Annotated in this window: 17 protein-coding genes; 12 read left to right on the top strand and 5 right to left on the bottom strand. The window is 62.4% G+C overall.

What is annotated here, in order from left to right; translation table 11 throughout:
- Window positions 1-66 precede the first annotated feature (66 nt).
- From BM269_RS14010 to BM269_RS13985, 6 genes are read left to right on the top strand one after another with little or no spacing between them, the layout of a single operon-like run.
- A complete protein-coding gene (locus tag BM269_RS14010; protein ID WP_090437633.1) occupies window positions 67-921 on the top strand; it encodes an HpcH/HpaI aldolase/citrate lyase family protein in 855 nt (284 codons plus the stop codon).
- Window positions 918-1,427, top strand: coding sequence for a MaoC family dehydratase (locus BM269_RS14005; RefSeq protein ID WP_090437632.1), 510 nt, complete (start codon window positions 918-920; stop codon window positions 1,425-1,427). The genes BM269_RS14010 and BM269_RS14005 overlap by 4 nt, the downstream gene beginning before the upstream one ends.
- Before the next feature lie 8 nt (window positions 1,428-1,435).
- A complete protein-coding gene (locus BM269_RS14000) occupies window positions 1,436-2,377 on the top strand; it encodes an ornithine cyclodeaminase family protein (RefSeq protein ID WP_090437631.1) in 942 nt (313 codons plus the stop codon).
- Window positions 2,378-2,403: 26 nt separating this feature from the next.
- Window positions 2,404-3,627: an aminotransferase class I/II-fold pyridoxal phosphate-dependent enzyme gene (locus BM269_RS13995; protein WP_090437630.1), complete on the top strand. Its 1,224-nt coding sequence runs from the start codon at window positions 2,404-2,406 to the stop codon at window positions 3,625-3,627.
- Between the two features lie 11 nt (window positions 3,628-3,638).
- Window positions 3,639-4,511, top strand: coding sequence for a DMT family transporter (locus BM269_RS13990; RefSeq protein WP_090437629.1), 873 nt, complete (start codon window positions 3,639-3,641; stop codon window positions 4,509-4,511).
- A gap of 15 nt (window positions 4,512-4,526) precedes the next feature.
- Window positions 4,527-6,143 (top strand): M28 family peptidase, encoded by a 1,617-nt coding sequence (locus BM269_RS13985; protein ID WP_090437628.1) that lies wholly within the window; start codon window positions 4,527-4,529, stop codon window positions 6,141-6,143.
- 65 nt (window positions 6,144-6,208) lie between these two features.
- On the opposite strand, the gene BM269_RS13980 is transcribed toward BM269_RS13985, so the two are convergent.
- Window positions 6,209-6,754, bottom strand: a complete 546-nt coding sequence (locus BM269_RS13980; RefSeq protein ID WP_090437627.1) for an SLATT domain-containing protein — start codon at window positions 6,752-6,754, stop codon at window positions 6,209-6,211.
- A gap of 73 nt (window positions 6,755-6,827) precedes the next feature.
- On the bottom strand, window positions 6,828-7,658 hold the full coding sequence (locus BM269_RS13975; protein WP_090437626.1) for a MipA/OmpV family protein: 831 nt from the start codon (window positions 7,656-7,658) through the stop codon (window positions 6,828-6,830).
- Between the two features lie 103 nt (window positions 7,659-7,761).
- Here BM269_RS13975 and BM269_RS13970 point away from each other — a divergent pair, with 103 nt between their 5' ends.
- The 6 genes from BM269_RS13970 (at window position 7,762) to tagF (ending at window position 16,079) form a co-directional block, all read left to right on the top strand.
- Entirely contained in the window at window positions 7,762-8,472 is a 711-nt protein-coding gene (locus BM269_RS13970) for a hypothetical protein (protein ID WP_090437625.1), read from the top strand.
- Between the two features lie 116 nt (window positions 8,473-8,588).
- Window positions 8,589-9,062 carry a type VI secretion system lipoprotein TssJ gene (tssJ, locus tag BM269_RS13965; protein WP_170860376.1) on the top strand — a complete coding sequence of 158 codons (474 nt, stop codon included), beginning with the start codon at window positions 8,589-8,591 and terminating at the stop codon, window positions 9,060-9,062.
- A 33-nt stretch (window positions 9,063-9,095) separates the two neighbouring features.
- Window positions 9,096-10,427, top strand: a complete 1,332-nt coding sequence (gene tssK / locus BM269_RS13960; protein WP_090437623.1) for a type VI secretion system baseplate subunit TssK — start codon at window positions 9,096-9,098, stop codon at window positions 10,425-10,427.
- A 2-nt stretch (window positions 10,428-10,429) separates the two neighbouring features.
- Window positions 10,430-11,743 carry a DotU family type VI secretion system protein gene (locus BM269_RS13955; RefSeq protein ID WP_090437622.1) on the top strand — a complete coding sequence of 438 codons (1,314 nt, stop codon included), beginning with the start codon at window positions 10,430-10,432 and terminating at the stop codon, window positions 11,741-11,743.
- 11 nt (window positions 11,744-11,754) lie between these two features.
- Window positions 11,755-15,366, top strand: a complete 3,612-nt coding sequence (gene tssM / locus BM269_RS13950; RefSeq protein WP_090437621.1) for a type VI secretion system membrane subunit TssM — start codon at window positions 11,755-11,757, stop codon at window positions 15,364-15,366.
- Window positions 15,348-16,079 carry a type VI secretion system-associated protein TagF gene (gene tagF / locus BM269_RS13945; protein WP_211482696.1) on the top strand — a complete coding sequence of 244 codons (732 nt, stop codon included), beginning with the start codon at window positions 15,348-15,350 and terminating at the stop codon, window positions 16,077-16,079. Before tssM ends, tagF begins: the two co-directional genes overlap by 19 nt.
- Window positions 16,080-16,095: 16 nt before the next feature.
- On the opposite strand, the gene BM269_RS13940 is transcribed toward tagF, so the two are convergent.
- From BM269_RS13940 to BM269_RS29455, 3 genes are all read right to left on the bottom strand, one after another.
- Window positions 16,096-16,878 (bottom strand): PP2C family protein-serine/threonine phosphatase, encoded by a 783-nt coding sequence (locus BM269_RS13940; protein ID WP_090437619.1) that lies wholly within the window; start codon window positions 16,876-16,878, stop codon window positions 16,096-16,098.
- 2 nt (window positions 16,879-16,880) lie between these two features.
- The gene (gene tagH, locus BM269_RS13935) at window positions 16,881-18,521 is read right to left on the bottom strand and encodes a type VI secretion system-associated FHA domain protein TagH (RefSeq protein WP_090437618.1); all 1,641 of its coding nucleotides are present in this window, start codon (window positions 18,519-18,521) and stop codon (window positions 16,881-16,883) included.
- Window positions 18,522-18,685: 164 nt separating this feature from the next.
- A complete protein-coding gene (locus BM269_RS29455; RefSeq protein ID WP_170860375.1) occupies window positions 18,686-18,847 on the bottom strand; it encodes a hypothetical protein in 162 nt (53 codons plus the stop codon).
- Between the last annotated feature and the right edge of the window lie 2 nt (window positions 18,848-18,849).

The raw sequence follows: 18,849 nt of genomic DNA, 5'->3' as shown, positions 1-18,849 counted from the left end.
CTGCCTGCCGCCGCCGCTATCTTTCCGTCACCGTTGGATTACGCAGGATTTACGTCAGGAGTTTGTATGAATAGTGCTTACAGAAGCTGGCTGTGCTCCTCTCCTTTTCGGGGAAATTTACTTCAACGCACTATTAAGTGCAACGCCGATATCTGCATCTTTGATTTGGAAGATTCGGTTCCTAATAATCTGAAAGCGACTGCCCGTACCGAGCTCGTAGCGCAGATGAGCCTGCCTCATGAGAAGAGATATGCGTTACGCATCAATGCCTTATCGACGAGAAATGGCCTGCTGGATATGATGTTGCTGGCCGATAATGACTTCGATGTTGATATCATCCATCTACCCAAAGTCGAATCGGCCGGGGAGATCCGGATGCTCAGTCACTTGTTAAATGAAATGGGCCGGAAAGTTGAGATATTCGCTGTGATTGAAACACTTGCAGGATTAAAGGCAATTGATGAAATTAGCGGCGTCGGCGGGCAATTACGCGGTTTAATTCTGGGCGCAGCCGATATTTCATCTGAAATAGGGATTCCTGTTAACAATAAGGGCCGCATGCTGGGCCAGATCAAATACCAGATTGCCGTAGCCGCCTTGCGGCACGGCCTGGAAGCGATCGACGCTCCCTGCTTCGCCATCGAGGACGCAGCCGCGCTCCAGGAAGAACTGGACATCGCACTGGACCTGGGCTTTACCGGCAAGATCGCCATCCACCCCTCCCAGGTCGCCGCCATCAACCACGCCTTCTCGCCTTCCGAGGCCGAGCTGCGCGACGCCATCGCCGTGGTCCGATCGGTCGACAGTGCCACCCACGGCATCGCTTCCGTCCAAGGGCAGATGATCGGCCCACCGTTCGCCAAGTACGCACAGAAAGTCATTCAAAAAGCAGGTCTAACCACGGAGCAAGCACGTCAATGAAAAAGAGCATCAGTGTCCTGGAACATATTGAAGGTCAGCGTTACCGCGAATCGCATGGCATGTACTACGAGGATTTCGATGTTGGCGATATTTACGAGCACCGTCCCGGCCGCACCATCTCGGAAGCGGACAATACGTGGATGTCGTTGCTGTGCATGAACGTTCACCCGCTGCATATAGATGCGGCCTATGGCGAGCAGACTGAATTCAAGAAGCCCCTGGTATCGAGCCTGATCACCTTTGCCATCATCGGTGGCCTGAGCCTGGCCAGCACCAGTGCACGCGGCGTGGCGAACCTGGGTTGGAGCAATGTACGCTTTATCTCGCCGGTGTTCGCCGGCGACACCATCTATGCCGAAACTCGCGTGGTGGCAAAGCGCCAGTCCGAGTCGCGTCCCGGTGATGGCATCGTCACGGTGGAAACCAAGGGCTTCGTGCATCCAGACCGCCAGTTCATGGTTTGCGAACGCAGCTTCCTGGTCCCGATGCGCAACGCCCACCAATAAGGCCGTACATGCGTATCATCAATAGCAAGGATGTGCGCGCCCTGGTGACGATGGCCGACGCTGTAGCTGCGCTGCGAGATGGCTACCGGGCCAGCGTGGCCGAACCGGCGCTGGTGCCGGCTCGCACCATCATCTCGCCGCCGGGCAGTCATGCCTACCTTGGCGCCATGCCGGCTTTCGGCGGCACCGCTGGCAAGTTCGTCGTGAAGGTGGCCGCCCTGCACCTGCACGACCCGGCCCCGGCCACCATGCATTCGCTGGTCACCGTGCAGGATGGCGTCACGGGCCAGTTCCAGGCCCTGATAGAAGGCAATAGCCTGACCTCCCTGCGCACGGCTGCCACCGCTGCCCTGGTGACCGACTTGCTGGCGCCGGCCGATGCCGGCACCGTGGCCATCATCGGTAGCGGTGCCCAGGCATTGAGCCAGCTGGAAGCCATGTGCGCAGTGCGTCCGATCCGGCGCGCCCAGATCTATTCGCGCAACGCGGCCAATGTGCAGGCCTTCATCCAGCGCTGCGCCGCGCTCAAGAGCATGCAATGCGAACTGCTGGCGGCACCGAACCTGCGCAATGCGCTGGAGGGCGCGGAGATCGTCTGCACTGCCACCACTTCGGAGACGCCATTGATCGAGGCCGATGCGCTGGCTGCGCGCTGCCATATCAATGCGGTCGGCAACCATACCGATGAAAGCATCGAAGTCGGCCGTTCGGTGCTGGATCATGCCTTCCTTGCCGTCGAGGAGCGTGCCGCTGCCATTCGCGAGGCCGGAGAGTTCAACCGCCGCGCGCTGGAAATCGGCGAGCTGCTGACCCGCTCCGTACCGCCGGCGCCGGCCGGACATAGCGTCTTCGTCTCGGTCGGTACCGCCTTCCAGGACTTATGCCTCGCCACCCTGATCCAGCAGCGCGCCGCCCAAGCGCAAGCCGGACAGCTCATCGAATTTGCTTGAAGTATCCAAAATCAAAGGAAAGAACAATGCCAGACGATCTGATCGCCCCACGCAGGAACCAGTTCATGAACAACGAGAAGGCGCTCGCCATTGGCTCGCGCTTCTGGGAAGAGACGACAGCGCACGGCCTGGCCGGCATCGTCGCCTCGCTCGGCAAGGATGGCTACTTCACCACCGACACCGGCCACCGTTTTGTCAACCTGAGCTGCTGCTCCTACCTGGACCTCGATTCGCATCCCCACATCATCCAGGGTGCCATCCGCGCGCTGGAAAAATACGGCGTGCTCGATCACTGCATCTCGCGCGTGCGCGTACAGATGCCGGCCCTGCTGGAGCTGGAAGACAGCCTGTCCTCGCTGTTCCGCGCCAAGGTGGTCACCGCCATCTCGGCCAGTGCGGCCAGCGCCGGCATCCTGCCGCTGATCGCTTCCGGCCACCTGGCCAATGGTGAGAAGCCGGTGGTAGTGTTCGACAAGAACGCGCACTTCTCGATGAACCTGTACAAGGCCGTGTGCGCCGACGAAACCGAAGTGCTGACGGCACCGCACAACGACATGAACTTCCTGGAGGACGTCTGCAAGAAGCATAAGAACGTGGCATATATCTGCGACGGCACCTACAGCATGGGCGGCCACGCCCCGGCCGAAGAACTGCTCGCGCTGCAGGAAAAGTACGGCCTGTTCCTGTACTTCGACGACTCGCACTCGCTGTCCATCGTCGGCGAAAAAGGCGAAGGCTACATCCGCTCCAGCATTGCGGAAGTGAACGAGCGCACCATTATCGTGGCTACCCTGAACAAAGCCTTCGGCGCGGCCGGCGCGGCCATCATGTTCGGCCCGAAACGCGTCGACCAGGCGCTGACGCTGGAGCGCTTTGGCGGTCCGCTGGCATGGTCGCAGCCGATGAACACGGCGGCCATCGGCGGCGCCCTGGCCGCGGCGGAAATCCACAACAGCCCGGAACTCAAGGAACGCCAGGACAAGCTGCAGCGCAATATCAAGTTGTTCGACCAGCGCATCGACACCGAACAGAAAGGCTTGCGCTTCCCGATCCGCGTGGTACGCGCCAGCCACGAAAACGTCATCAACGTCGGTCTCGACCTGTACCGCCAGGGCTTCTACGTCTCGCCGGTGTTCTTCCCGATCGTGGCCCGCGACAAGGCCGGCCTGCGCGTGATGCTGCGCGCCGGCATGCCGGAGTCGGAAGTGCAGCGCCTGGCCGACACCATCCTGCGCAATAAACTGTTCTGAGCGGAGCAGACATGAACGGCCTGGCCCGCACATTGCCCCTGGTTTCACTGCTGGTGACGCTGGTCATCTGGGCCTCCGTGCCAACGGTGGCCAAGGCGGCCCTGGCGCATGTATCGCTGGTGACCTACCTGATGCTGCGCTACACGCTGGCCGGCCTGTTCATGCTGCCCTACCTGAAGCAATCCATGGCCGGCGCGTCACGGCTGTCCTGGTGGAGCTGGGCCGTACTGATCATCAGCAGCTGCATGATCATCTATGTGCAGACCTGGGCCATCCAGCAGGTTACCGCCAGCTGGTACATCGTCGTGTTTTCCAGTTGCCCGGTGCTGATCGCGCTATTGCTGCGCTACCGTTTCACCGTCCGCGCCATAGGCGGGCTGCTGGCGACGGTCGGCGGCCTGGCGCTGTACCTGCAGGACAGCCACGCAGCCGGCACGCCTTTCCAGTTGGGCGCCCTGCTCGGCGTGCTGACCGGCATGCTGGCCTGGGTTGCCTATACCGTGATCATTACGCGCTTCCACAAGGTGTATGACGACACCCAGATCACCGCCATCTGCAGCTATATCGGCGCGATCTTCAGCCTGGTCCTGTTTCTCGCTGCGGGCGACTACAGCGTGCAGCAAGCCAACTGGCAGGTAGCAGCCGCCATTGTCGTCAGCGGTGCACTGATGCCGCTATCGCTATGGTGCTATTCCTATTCAATGCGCAAGGCCGAAGCGCTCACCATCTTCGGCCAGTACCTGGAGCCCCTGATCGGGCTGTTCATCGCCTTCCTGGTCTTCGGCGCCGAGCTGACCGCAGTTGCCTGCGGCGCCGTGGCGCTGATCCTGGGCGGCACCATCGCCGTCACGCGCTATAGCGTGAAGCCGGCGAACTCACACTAATTTTTTGGAGGAACCATGCGATCTTTACTGATTCTGTGCGCCGGCCTGTTTGCCGGGGCGAGCGCCCTGGCGAAGGAACCGCAAGTTGCGGAAAAGCCGCTGCGCGCCCACCTGGCTTACCTCGCCAGTGACTATCTCGAGGGCCGCGGCACCGGCCAGCCGGGCGCCGAACTGGCCGTGCGCTACCTGGAAAAGCAGGCCGCCGAGGCCGGGCTCAAGCCACTGCCCAACGGCAGCTACCGCCAGGTGGTGCCGATGCTGGGCATGAAGATCCAGTCCAGCAGCCTGTTGCGCTTCGACGCCAACGGCGCCAGCCAGTCGCTGGAGTTCGGCCGCGACGTGGTCTACGGCTCCGGCAATGGTGAAACCGAACTGCGCGCGGATGTGCCGATGGTCTTCGTCGGCTACGGCATCCGCGCACCGGAAGAAAACTGGGACGACTACAAAGGCGTCGACGTGCGCGGCAAGCTGCTGCTGATGATGCTCAACGACCCGCAACCCACGGCAGAAGAGCCGAACCGTTTCGGCGGCAAGTCGCTGACCTACTACGGTCGCTGGGACTACAAGTTCGAGGAAGCGCGCCGCCAGGGCGCAATCGGCGTGCTGGTACTGCATACGGACGCTTCGGCCTCCTATCCCTTCTATGTGCCGGCCAACGCCTATAAGCTGGAACGCGTGCACCTAGCGGGCGGCGGCAACCGCATCGAAGGCTGGCTGGAAGAAAATGCCAGCAAGGCACTGTTCACGGCCAGTGGCCTCGACATGGCCGCGCTGCGTGCCAGCGCCGAGTCGCGCAGCTTCCGTCCGGTGGACCTGACCGCCAAGGCGCATATCGAAATGTACAGCAGCATGCGCCAGCTGGAACAATCCAACGTGATCGGCATCATTCCTGGCCGCGACCCGCACCTGAAGCACCAGGCCGTGGTGTACTCGGCGCACTGGGACCACCTCGGCACCGACCTCGCCAAAGACAGCAAGAACGCCCGCACCGGCAAGACCGACCATATCTGGAATGGCGCGGTAGACAACGCCTCCGGCGCGGCAGCCCTGCTGGCAATGGCCAAGGCCGCTGCGAAAAAACCTGCGCGCCGCACCCAGATCTTCTTCTGGCCTTGCGCCGAGGAGGAAGGCATGCTGGGCAGCACCTACTATATCCGCCAGCCCGCCTGGCCGCTGGCGCGCACCGCCGCCAACCTGAACCTGGACAGCATGAACTTTGTCGGCATCACGCGCGATATGGGCGTGCCGGGCAGCGACGCCAGCACTTTGCGAGCGACTTCGGCCGAGGTGGCCGCGAAAATGGGCTTGCGCCTGGTGCCGGAAGTACCTGATCCTGCGGGCAGCTTCTTCCGCAGCGACCACTACAACTTCGTGAAGGCAGGCGTGCCGGGCATCCGCGTCGGTTCTTCGGTGTTCTCTGGCGACGGCCTGTTCGACTTCGTGAAGGACCCGACCGGTTCACTGGCGCGCATCCGCGAATACACCGAGCATTACCACCAGGTGTCGGATGAATACAATCCGGCCTGGGACCTGTCGGGCATGGTGCAACAGGCGCAGTTCACGCTCAATCTCGGCTACGCCGTCGCCAATGCCGACCGCATGCCTCACTTCAAGGGCCAGCCACCGCGTTAAACCGCGGCAGCCGCCGGCAAGGCCCGCATACTGGCCTTGCTGCGCGCGCCAGTGCGCGTGCGCGGTTACTTCGCGCTTGCGAGATTCCCTAAGCCAGGATATCGGTTTTGATGATCTTCGAAGGGTAAAGATCTTTCAATCCTTTTCCATATAAAAGTTGGCAATGTCGGACTCTCCTCGCGTAGCTTTGCCCAGCGGGATTCGATTGAAAGCAGCTCCTTCCGCAGCTCCTCATCGCTCGATGGAGGAAGCGTGGCGACCAATTCGATCCTATGTTTCAGATTGGCGAACCGCGCACCGGCGATCCGGTGCCTCTCCGCTTGCTCGGCATTTTTCAAGAACGTCTGCAGGCCCGTAAGGATCGCTGCCAGTACGCTCAAAAAGCCAACTGCGATTTGCACAACAATGCTTCCATCTTCAGTCGGCATGCTTGCGGTATGGGATTTGCTCAAGGTCGAAAAGATCGCTGTTCCGACGAGCGTGCTTAACACGGACGCAGGAACGCCAAGAAGCAGATGAAGACCAGCGAAAAATCGTGCGGAATCGTAGTGGGCTAACTGCACACGGTGATTTCGAAAACGCCAGTGTTGGATCAACTCAGCAGGATTCATGTTCTCCTCGTTGATGTTAGCGGACCTCCTCTAGCATATCACCGCCGAGCGATTCAGAATGGGCTCCGAAAGCTCATTCCCAGGCCCGCGCTTGCGAGCGGTATGCCGTCCACGTAAAGCCGAAGCCGATCGACAGTCCACTGTTCTTGCGGAACAGCGGGCTGTCGCGGTTGGCGGCGTGCGTGTAATTGTCGTAGCGCGTGAAACCGAACACGCGCCAGTCCGGCGTCAATGCATGCGACAGGCTGAGGCCGACCCGCGTCATCATCAAGCCGGCTTTCGCTTCATAGGCCGGACGGGAGGCGGTCGCGTATTGCGGTGCGACTTCATAGAAATACTGGTTCAGGCGGGCATTGCCGAATACCATGCCGAGATTGGCGTCCGCATTCCATCGCTGGTCGCTGCCGCTGGTCTCGAACACGACACGCGGTTCGAACACGAGGCCCTGGCGGCGGAAGCCATTACCCAGTTCCAGCGGCATGCGCAGCGGCAGTTCGAGCCGTACGCGGTTCGCGGCGGAAGGTTCCGACAGCAGTACTTTCAGGCGCGGGCCGAACTCCAGCAAGGAGTTCAGGTCAGGCATGCCGGCGCGTGCAGGCACGTCGTCGGAACGGGCCGGTAGCGACATCTGGAATCCAAGGTCCAGGTCCACGCGCTCGGTATCGAACAAGCGCGCGCTCACGCCGGAGCGATCCGCACGCAGCACTTTGCCGCGATAGATCAGCATCGGCAGCACCAGCGCGCGGCTCTCGCGGTCGGCGGAACCGGGATAGGCAGGCGTGGAGGCCGCGCCACCGAACAGGCCGACCTCCCACAATGGCAAGTCCGGCTCCGGCGTCGGTGCCGCGCTGGCGGGCAACGCCAATGCCAGGATTGCGATGCCAGCCCATAGTTGCTGCTTCATATTCATACTCCAGGATCAGTCGGTCAAAAATGGCGTTGATGATACAACCAATAGCAAAAGCTAACCATGCCATAATTTCATTTTTCATAAGAATTGGAATGTCATGAAGCCAGCCGCCATCTTGCCCATCCTGTGCATGCTTGCAGCATGCGATCCCGAGTCCGCCAAGCCGCACCAGGACGAATCCCAGAAGCTGGGCGACGGCAATACGATGCTTTGCGTTGCCGGCGGCATCAAACTGGCAGGCAAGGGCGCACCGGATGTCGGGATTGCCAGTTTCGGTGTCCAAGGCAATACCATCACCGGCTTCGGCCTCAGCCTGAACGTCAAGCATGACGGCAAGATCCACGAAGTTTCCAGTTCCCTGATGCCCTTGCCGATGCAATCCGGCAGCTACCACTTTCCATCGCTGGCCGAACCGGCCATGACTTTGGCGTCTTACAAAGTCAGGACCAGCGACGGTGATTTGCTCAAAGACTATAACGGCGGAATTTATAGCCAACATTTCTCCCCCATCGAGAACGATCCCGACGCCAAGCTCAAGATTCAAGTAAGCAAAATGGAGGTCACGGACGCAGCGCTGCCGGGATTCGAACGCGTCCACGCGGTCGGCAGCTTCGCGTTCAACGCCGCAGCCCTGCCCGCCTCTTCGCCAAGCGATGCTTGCGTCAGCAACGGCATCGCGCGTTCACTGGCCGGCGTGAGCGCCGGCAAGCGCCAACTGCCACTCTTCGATGCCGCAGTGTGCGGCGCCGAGAAGAAGCATGTCGAGTGTGAGTTCGATGTCGTAGCGGACTTGGTCAAACTCCAGTAGCACAGCAGCACGGCATCACTTGTGTGGTGAATAAGTGTGAGTTTTGTTCACTGTTATCGGATGTACTATCGTTTGCAAGGCAGCCGCACGCCTGTTCCTCGTGGATGGAGAATTCGATGGTCCGCTACCGTTGTCTTCCGGCTTTTTTGCTCAGCGTGGCAGCTTTGCCCCTGCTTGTCGCCTGCGCGTCCGGTCCCCCGAAGCCGGCCATCATCCAGGCAAACATCGCAGTCGCCAGCGACGTCAATCCCGATGCCCGCGGACGCGCCTCGCCCATCGTGCTGCGCCTGTTCGAGCTGAAGAATTTAGGGGCATTCCAGAACGCCGATTTCTTTTCCCTGCTGGAACGCGACAAGGAAGCCTTGGGCGGCGAGTTGCTCGCCAGGGAAGAGTTCACCCTGCGCCCTGGCGAGAACAAGCATTTCGACCGACCGCTGCAAGCCGAGACGCGCTACGTCGCCGTGATTGCCGCTTTCCGCGACCTGGAGAAATCCTCCTGGCGCGCCGCCGTTCCCGTGCGCGTCAGCCAGTCGATGCCGGTATCCATCAGCGTGCGCTCGCGCGATGTCTCGATCCGTGCCGAAAAATGAAACCGCCTCACCTGGATTGAAGGAACAACGATCATGTCGTGGGAAAGCAAAGTCATCTGGTCGGAAGGTATGTTTTTGCAACCACAACATTTCCAACAGCATGAACGCTATCTCGAAAACCTGATCGAGGCCCGTGCCAGGCCGGCACGCTCGCATGGCTGGGGTTTCCTGTCGCTGCAAGTCGACCAAAGCGCCCTGGCCATGGGCAAGGTGACGCTCTCCACGGGCAGCGGCCTGTTCCCCGACGGTACCCCCTTCGACTTTCCTTTCACCCACGCCGCACCCATACCGTTGAACATTCCGGCCAGCGCCCGCGACCAGCTCATCATGCTGGCCGTTCCAATGCGCCGCAAGGGCTTCTCGGAATCGGATGCGGCCCCGGACGGCAACGGCCGGCTTGCGCGCTACGACGTCACCGAACTGGAAGTGACGGACAGCAGCTCCCACAATGCCGCGCCAATCCAGGTGGGGCAGATGCGCCTGAGCCTGCTCCTCGAGAGCGAACGGACCGACGCCTATGCCTGCCTGGGCGTACTGCGCCTGAGCGAACGCCGCGCGGACAATCAGTTGCTGCTCGACAAACACTATATTCCGCCCTCGCTGACCATCCGCGACAACGCCGCGCTGGCGGGCTTCTGCAACGAAATTTACGGACTGCTGCATCAGCGCGGCGAAGAGCTGGCAGCGCAGCTGTCACAGCCGGGGCGCGGCGGTGTGGCCGAAATCGCCGACTTCATGCTGCTGCAGGCGGTCAACCGGCATGAACCGCTTTTTGCCCATTACTGCGATGTTGCCCTGTTCCACCCGGAGCAATTGTTTGTCGCGATGCTGTCGCTTGCCGGCGACCTTTCCACTTTCAGCCGAGAGAGCCGGCGGCCGGAAAATCAACCCGCCTACCAACACGACAACCTGGAGCGGACCTTTGCCCCGCTGATGAACGAGCTGCGCAGCGCGCTCAGCATGGTGTTGCATCGCAGCGCCGTGCCCATCGACCTGCAAGACAAGAAATACGGCGTGCGGCTGGCGCAATTGCCTGACCGCGACCTGCTGAAGTCGGCCGGTTTCGTGCTGGCCGTCAATGCAAAAATGCCGTCCGAAACCTTACGGGCGCGCTTTCCGGGCCAGGTCAAGATCGGCCCGGTGGAACGGATCCGCGACCTGGTCAACCTCGCCTTGCCTGGCATCCCTTTGCACTCGATGCCGGTGGCGCCGCGCCAGATTCCCTATCATGCCGGCTTCCATTATTTCGAGGTGGAACGGGGCGGCGAACTGTGGGACCAGCTGGAGCGCTCGGGCGGATTGGCCATGCATATCGCCGGTGAATTTCCGGGACTGGAACTCGAATTTTGGGCCATCAAGGGATAACCATGAGCCAGGACGATCCATTTGCCACGGCGGACGCGGAACATACCATCATGGTGCCTACGCCGGGCGCGCGCCAGCGCCCTCAGCCTGCGCAGACGCCGGCCACCCAGCCAAGCGTGGACTTCGGATTCGTCCCGGCCGCGCAAGTTTCCGGGCTGAATGCGCTACTTGCCGCTGCCAATCCGCTGCTGAACCTGGTACCGCAATTGCGCGCCACAGTGCACCACGCCGATCCGGCCGGCGCAAAAGAGTTCCTGGCAACCCAGGTCAAGGAATTCGAACGCCGCGCAAAGGCTGCCGGCATCGCCAACGAAAACATCATCGCTGCGCGCTATGCCCTCTGCACCCTGCTCGATGAAGCTGCCGCGTCGACGCCTTGGGGCGCTTCCGGCATCTGGGCCAAGGACAGCCTGCTGGTCCGGTTCCACAACGAAGCGTGGGGCGGCGAGAAATTCTTCCAACTGCTATCCAAACTGGCGGAGACGCCGCGCGAACATCGCGAATTGCTGGAATTCATGTATACCTGCCTGGCGCTTGGCCTGGAAGGCCGCTATCGCGTCCTCGACAACGGGAAAGCGCAGCTGGAGGCCTTGCGCGAACGCCTGGCCCTCATGCTGCGCAACCTCCAGGGCGATTACGAGCGCCCGCTGTCGCCGCGCTGGGAGGCAACGGACGTGCCGCGCCACGCCTTGCTGGCCACGCTGCCGTTATGGGTTGCGGTTGGCGTACTGGGCTTGCTGCTGCTCGCTGTGTATGCCACGTTCAACCTGGTCCTGAACCGCGCCTCGGATCCCACGTTCACCCAGATCCAGAACATGCGTGCCAGGCCGGCAACCATTGCGTCCCCACTGCCGCCAACCGCGCCGCCGGCTGTCAAGCCGCGCCTGGCCGGATTCCTGGCCCCGGAGATCGAACAAGGCCTGGTGGCAGTGCGTGACGAGCCTGGGCGCAGCACCATCATCATCCGCGGTGACGGGCTGTTCGCGCCGGGAAGAGCTGCCGTCTTGCCCAACTACGCAGGGGTACTGGAGCGTATCGCGGCAGCACTGAAGGCCGTCCCAGGGGCGGTGGTGGTCAACGGCTATACAGACGACCAGGCGATTCGCACCACGCGCTTCCCTTCCAACTGGCACTTGTCGCAGGAGCGCGCTGGCGCTGTGGCCAAGCTGCTGGAACAGAAGGCCGCAGCGCAAGGCCGTTTCTCCGCCGAAGGACACGCCGACGCCAACCCCGTTGCTCCCAACAATACGCCTGCCGGACGGGCTCGCAACCGGCGCGTTGAAATCATCCTGACTCCCAGGCCGGACGTCCAGTAGAGGAGCGACATATGTTCAAGAAGCTCCTTGCCTGCTTGCTGAACCGCTGGGTCATCGCGCTGCTCGGCCTGCTTGCGCTGTCCTTGCTGATCTGGTTCGTCGGCCCCCTGATCGCGATCGCCGACTACCGTCCACTGGAGCCAGGTGCAATCCGGGCCGCCTTGATCGCCCTGGCTATCCTCTTTTACATTGGCAAGCAATTATGGAAGTTGCTTAAAGCCAGGCGTGCCAACGCGCGTTTGATGGATGGCTTGCTGAAACAACCCGCCAGCCAGGCCTCTGCGGTGGATCCGGTTGCGGCGGAGGAGCTCGCGACGCTGGGCAAGCGCTTCGCGGATGCGATCGTCGTGTTGAAGAAGGCACGCTTAAGTGAGCGCGGCAGGAATTCCGTGCTGGACCTGCTTGCCAACTTGCGACAGCAGTGGGTCTACGAGCTGCCCTGGTATATCATGATCGGCTCCCCGGGCTCGGGCAAGACCACCGCACTGGCCAATTCCGGCCTGCAGTTTCCTTTGAGCGAGCGCTTCGGCCAGGCAGCCATACGCGGCGTCGGCGGCACCCGCAACTGCGACTGGTGGTTCACGGACCGCGCCGTCCTGCTCGATACCGCGGGCCGGTATACAACCCAGGACAGCAACCAGCAAGCGGACTCCGCGGCCTGGACCGGCTTCATGCAGTTGCTCAAGAAGTATCGTGTACGGCGGCCGATCAATGGCGTCCTGCTGACGCTGAGCGTGCCGGAACTGCTGGAGCAGTCGCCGGCCAAGCGCGCCAGCCATATCGAAGCGCTGCGCATGCGCCTGCAAGAATTGCACGATGAACTGGATATCCGCTTCCCACTGTATGTGCTGGTGACCAAGATCGACCTGTTGCCGGGATGTATGGAGTTTTTCAGCGACATGGGCAAGGAAGAGCGCGCCCAGGTTTGGGGGACAACCTTTCCTTATCGTGAAGCAGGCACGGAAGCCGCAACGGCACCGGCTTTTTCCGCGGACTTTGCCGCCCTGGAAGAGCGCATCAATGCGCGCCTGATCGATCGCATGCAGCAGGAAAGGGATCCACAGCGGCGTGCCCTGCTCTACGCCTTTCCCCAGCAGCTTGCCGCTGTCAAGACCACGCTCTGCGAGTTCGTCGACCATCTCACCTCGACATCCCGCTTCACCGACCAGCCGTTGCTGCGCGGCGTCTACTTCACCAGCGGAACGCAGGAAGGCAGCCCGATCGACCGCCTGATGGGCAGCCTGGGCCGGGCATTACAGCTCGAGCGCAAAGTCTTGCCGCCGAACACTCCCAGCGGCAAAAGCTACTTCATCACCCGCCTGCTCGACCGGGTGGTCTTCCAGGAAGCCGGGTTGGCGGGTATCAACCAGCGTTGGGAACGCAGGCGGGCCAGGCTCCAGCTCGCTGCGCTGCTGTTGGCAGGCCTGCTCTGCATTGGTGCCATTGCGGCCTGGACCGTCAGTTTCGCCCGTAACCGCGCTTACATCACCGACGTACAGGCCAGGACTGCTGCGGTTTCCAGGCAGCTGGAGCAGCTCGGCGCCATCAGCACGACCAATGTGGTGGAGCTGCTCCCGGCGATGCAAGCCGTGCGCGACCTGGCGCGTGTGGCCAATGTTCCTGAGGGCAGCCCGCCCGCTTCGATGGGCTTCGGCCTGTATCAGGGAGACAAACTGGCCGCCGCATCCAGGAGCTCGCACCGACGCCTGTTGCATGACGTCTTCCTGCCCCGCCTCGAATTAAGAGTCCAGCAGCAGTTGCAGTCGGACGGCCAGAGCAATCCCGAGTTGCTGTACGAAGCGTTGAAGGCTTACCTCATGCTGCACGACGGGCGCTATATGAACCCGGCGGCCCTGAAGGCTTTCATCACAGCCGACTGGGAAAACAGCCTGCCACGCGAAGTCACCCTTGGCCAACGGCAGGACCTGGAACGGCACCTGGACATGCTGCTGGCAAGTGGCGACGTGCTGGCCCCCAATCCAGCCGATCCCCGCCTGATCGCCGCTGCACGCCAGGCCCTGGCCCAAACGCCTTTAGCCGAACGCATCTACAACCGCATCAAGCGCCAGGGCGCCGGCAGCAACCTGCCCGACTTCACCATTGCCAACGCGGGCGGTCCTTCCGCCATGCTGGTATTCACGCGCCGCAGTGAGGCCGCACCGGGCAAAGGGGTACCCGGCATTTATAGCGTGAACGCTTATCGCCAGGTATTCATGCAGGAAGCGGCCCGCGTCACCGGCCAGTTGGCCGACGAAGAAGGATGGGTGCTGGGATTAACCGAACGGGAACGCGGCCTGGCAGCGCCGGACAAGAACTCCGCCCTGGTCGACGAGGTACAGCGTCTCTATCTGCAGGATTACGCACGGACCTGGGCCGGCTTTATCGACGATATCGCGCTGGTGCGCGCCTCCAGCCTGAAACAAAGCATCGAGCAAGCGCGCATATTGTCGGCGCCCGACTCCCCCCTGCCCCTGCTCTTGCGTGCCATCGTCAAGGAGGTGACCCTGGTGCAGCTGGACGAGGCGGACAAGACGGTCGCAGACAAGGCCGGAGACAAGATCAGATCCACGCGCGAGGAGCTGCGTAAGCTGTTCGGCCAGGGCGCCAGCCAGGAAAGCGCCGCGTCCGGCCTGGCACTGCCGGAGAACATCGTGGACCGGCAGTTCGACGCCCTGCGGCGCCAGGTCCGCAGTCCGGCGCCGGGCCAACCCGCCCCGATCGACGCCAGCATCGCCTTGATCAACGAGCTTTACCTGCTGCTGACGGCTACCGATGCCGCGCTCAAGGGCGCCAGTACACCGCCGCCAAGCGACGTGCCGAACAAGGTGAAAGCCGAAGGCAGCCGCATGCCGGAACCGCTGCGTGGCGTCATGCTGACCCTGTCCGCCGGCGGTGCCAGCCAGGCGCTCGGGCTTACGCGCAGTAATCTGAGCCAGGCCATGCAGGGCGCCCTCGGCGATTTCTGCAGCAAGGCCATTAGCGGCCGCTATCCCTTCTCCAAAGCCAGTGCGCGCGACGTCACGCCGGACGACTTCAGCCGCCTGTTCGCACCCGGCGGCCTGATGGACGATTTCTTCCAGAAGAACCTGGCGCAGTATGTGAACACCGCTACCCGCCCCTGGAGCTTCCGCCCGGTGGGCGATGCGAGCCAGGGTCCCAGCTCGGCGGCCCTGCTGCAATTCCAGCGCGCGCAAGTCATCCGCGACGTATTCTTCCGCAATAGTCCCGCCATCAGCATGCGCCTCGACCTCAAGCCGACGATGATGGATGCCTCGATTAACCAGTTCATCCTGGACGTCGATGGGCAGCTGGTGAAGTACAGCCACGGGCCGCAAGTCCCTGCACCGGTCCTGTGGCCCGGCCCGCGCGGCAGCACGCAGGTGCGCCTGCAACTGAGTCCGGTCAGTACCTCCGGCGCCTCGGGCCGCACCTTCGAAGGCGCGTGGGCCCTGTTCCGCCTGTTCGACCAGGTGCAGCTCGATGGCACCGGGCAGCCAGAGAAGTTCCTCGCGACCTTCAACGTGGATGGCCGCAAGGCGCAGTTTGAGGTGCTGACCAATAGCGTGCGCAATCCTTTCCGGCTGCCCGAACTGGAGCAATTCCAATGCCCGGGGACGCTCTGATGCGGGACGCCGCGCCGCGCCTGCCCGGCTGGTATGGCAAGATGCCGGCCCTGGGCGACTTCGCCTCGCGGCGCCTGCCGCCAGCCTTTATCGGCGTCTGGGACGCGTGGCTGCAGCGAGGCATGGCCGCCAGCCGCGCCAGCCTGCAGGAGCGCTGGCTGGAGACCTACCTGAACGGGCCGCTCTGGAGTTTCGCCGTATTGCCGGGCGTATGCGGCGCTTCGGCCTGGGCCGGCACGCTGATGCCCAGCGTCGACAAGGTCGGTCGCCACTTTCCGCTGACCATTGCGGTCGAACTCGAACCGCAGCCTGAAGTTGTGTCGGCCATCCTGTCTGCCCAACGCTGGTATTCTGACCTGGAACAAATAGCGCTCGATTGCCTGAATGCCGGCTTCGACCCGGACAGGCTGGAGGAACGCCTGGCCGCCAACACCTTTCCCCGCGCGCAAGCCGCACAGGAACAGGAGGCTGCGCGCCGGTTGGAGCATTGGTGGAATAGCGCAACGGTTGGCGCGATGGCCCTGGAGCTGCCGGCCAGCGAGACACTCCGCGAGCTGTTCCAGGTCGCGGGCCTGAACGGCTACGGGCGCAAGGGATGCGGCAAGAGCTTGTGGTGGACCGAAGCGGCGGCAGGCGGCCCGATCCATTTGCTGGCATACACCGGCCTGCCGGGCGGAGATGACTTCGCTACCCTGTTGGCGGCTGGCCGCTGACACCGCTGGCGGCCGGTCACGCTTCGTCCTCGTCCAATGCGCTTTCGGTCCCGGCCATACTGTAATCCCGGCACGCCACAAGAAGCGCTGAATAATTGTCCTGCAGATGGCCTCCTTGCGCCCTCACAGCGCCTTCAAGCTGGCTTAACCAGGTCTCGGGCGACAGCGCTGTATGCAGCTCCTGCTCCATGTTACGCTCGTCCAGATGCTCCCAGAAGCCGTCGGTACAAAGCAGGAAAATATCGCCGTCGCACACACTGAAGGAAGATGGATGGATGCACGGCTCGAGCGCCTCGGCATCGCCCAACGCGGCCAGCAGAACGTTGCGCTGCGGAGAACTGCGTAGCTCTTCCAGTTGCATGTAGCCCGCGTCGACCATGCCCTGCAACACACTGTGGTCGCGCGTCTGGAACACAATGCGCCGGCTGCGGAAACAATACAGGCGCGTGTCTCCGACATGGCCCCAAATGGCGCTTCGCCGTTCAGTATCAAAGGCAAGGACGACGATGGTGGCGCGCATCTCCGCATACTCGGGCATACTGTGTTGCGCGTCGACGATTGCCGTATTGGCTGCAGCGATGGCCTTCATCACGCCTTCCACGCTGCATTCCTGGCAACGCCGGAACCATGCCAGGGCATGTTCGACCGCAAGCCGGGACGCGACCGCACCACCCTTATGCCCGCCCGCGCCGTCGGAGAGAACGCAAAAGCAGGCTGTGGGACTCGACCAGCAGCCGTAAGCGTCTTCATTGACGGCGCGCCCGCCCGGTTCCGATAGCACGGAAATCGTGAGTTCCATCGCTAGGATCTGTCTTCCTTGAGCTTTGCCATTTGCGCCTCATAAGCGCTGAGGAATTCCCTGCCGAACCACGTCTGGAAGTCGTCTTCCGCTTCCTTCGTGATGTCGTTGTACAGCGCCAGGTACTGCGCCCACAGCCTGGCTTTGCGGTGCGCCGGAAGCAGCGAATCGGCCAGCGTCCTGTCGGACAGGCGCTCTTCCAATTGTTCCGGGTCGAATCGTTGCAAGACGCGCGCCAGCGCGGCCCGCATGCCCGCCATCACGCCGAACTGGTGCGCCCGCAAGTCATCGTAAGCATCCTGCATCGCCTGCAGCGGCGGCATGAATCCTTTTCCGCGCGGCGCCAACAGACTATGCAAAGCCACTTCCACATTCGGTGAAAACTTGAGCGGATTGTTCTCGCGCATCGCAATCACGGTCATTTGCGCATGCATCTCCCTTTTGGTCAGCGACCTGGCCATCAGCAGGTCCAGTGTTCCTTTGGTTGACTGGCGCAAGAGCTGCCCGAACATCGCCATCATGTCAGGCGTCAGCGCGGTCCCTATCTCAAGATCAGGCACGCCCGCGCCTTCCAGGAAGGCCTGCAACAAGGCGGCCTCGCTTTCCCTGGCCACCGGCGCGGCGGACGCCAGCGGCAGCGCCACTTCCGGGGCCGGGACGGCTGTCGCCGCGGCGGGCTTCTGCGCTGCATTGGCACGCTCCGCTGACGGCTTCGCGGGCGAACGCATCACCATGGTCTTGATACCACCCGAGTCCTGCTCATTGCCGACGTCCCAGGACACCACGGGTCCCATTGGAGCGGCCTGAGCCACCGCCGGGCCTTGCCTCGGGGACGTCGGCCTGCCCTGGATATCCTGCCGCGCCTTTTGTTCGTTGCCGATCGCGACCGGTGGCGGAGCGAACGCAGCGTGTATTTCGAGTGCATCGTCGCGTTGGCTGTTTGCGCCAGGCTGCGGCAGCGGCACAGCACCCAGCGCCACCAATGGGTCGCTGTATCCCGCGTCGGCAGACTGCTCGGCTAAGGGATGGCCATCCGGAAACAAGCTGCCACCGGCATTGTTGCCAAGACCGAACAGCTGGTTGATGTCGGAACTCGATGCCGGTTCCAGGCCCAGGCGAAAATCGTCCCCGATGCTTGGGGGCTGAGCCTGCGCAGCAAGCGGCTGCTTGGCTGACTCCACGTCTGCAAACGGATCGAAGTCTTCAGGAATGCCACCTGGCGGGCGATCCGCCTTCCGCGGTTCTGGCTGCCCTGCCGCCACGCTGTCTTCAAACAAGCCAAGCGGATCGTCCACAGGCGTCCCTGCAAGGCTGCTTGCGCCAGGCGCGGCCTGCGGCAATACCTGCAAGGCATAAGCGCCTATGCGCAGCTCATCGCCATATGCAAGTCTTGCCTCGCGTCCGTTCCCCAGTGGAATGCCGTTGACATACACGGGCGAAGCACTGCTCAAGTCGCGAATCACATACGTTCCGGCATGGAAGGCAATCGCGGCATGCGCACGCGACACGAAGCGTTCCGGGTCCGGCAACACCAGCGCATTGCCATTTCCGCGACCTATCACACCACCCGCTTCGCCGAACGCCGCCCCAAGGTCGGCGGCCAGCGGCTGGCCATTGAATGACACGGCTTTGATCATAATCATTGGTGCACCTCACCACCTCTCCGCACCAAACAAGGTGCATAAGCTATGCAAGAGCCAACGGAGCCGTGCCGATCAATGATCAAATTCTAACAGCACTCTTGCCTATCCATCGTCGGCTGCACGCCAAATAAGACACGCTCCAAACGCATGTGTCGACCGCCCTATCATTCCAGCCACAACCAGGTGCTGACCAGGGCGAATATGGCGCCGGTCAGGAACCAGGTCTTACTGGCAGGAGCGATGCGGCCACCGTCGCGATAACATCGCAGGCCAGCGGCGGCCAGGAAAATCAACGCCAACACGCTCAGCAGCAACCTGGCTTGCATGG

This window comes from Duganella sp. CF458 (genome assembly GCF_900113115.1).
GTDB lineage: Bacteria > Pseudomonadota > Gammaproteobacteria > Burkholderiales > Burkholderiaceae_D > Rugamonas.
Note: the sequence above shows the minus strand (reverse complement) of the source record. Positions and strands in the feature narration are given on the sequence as shown.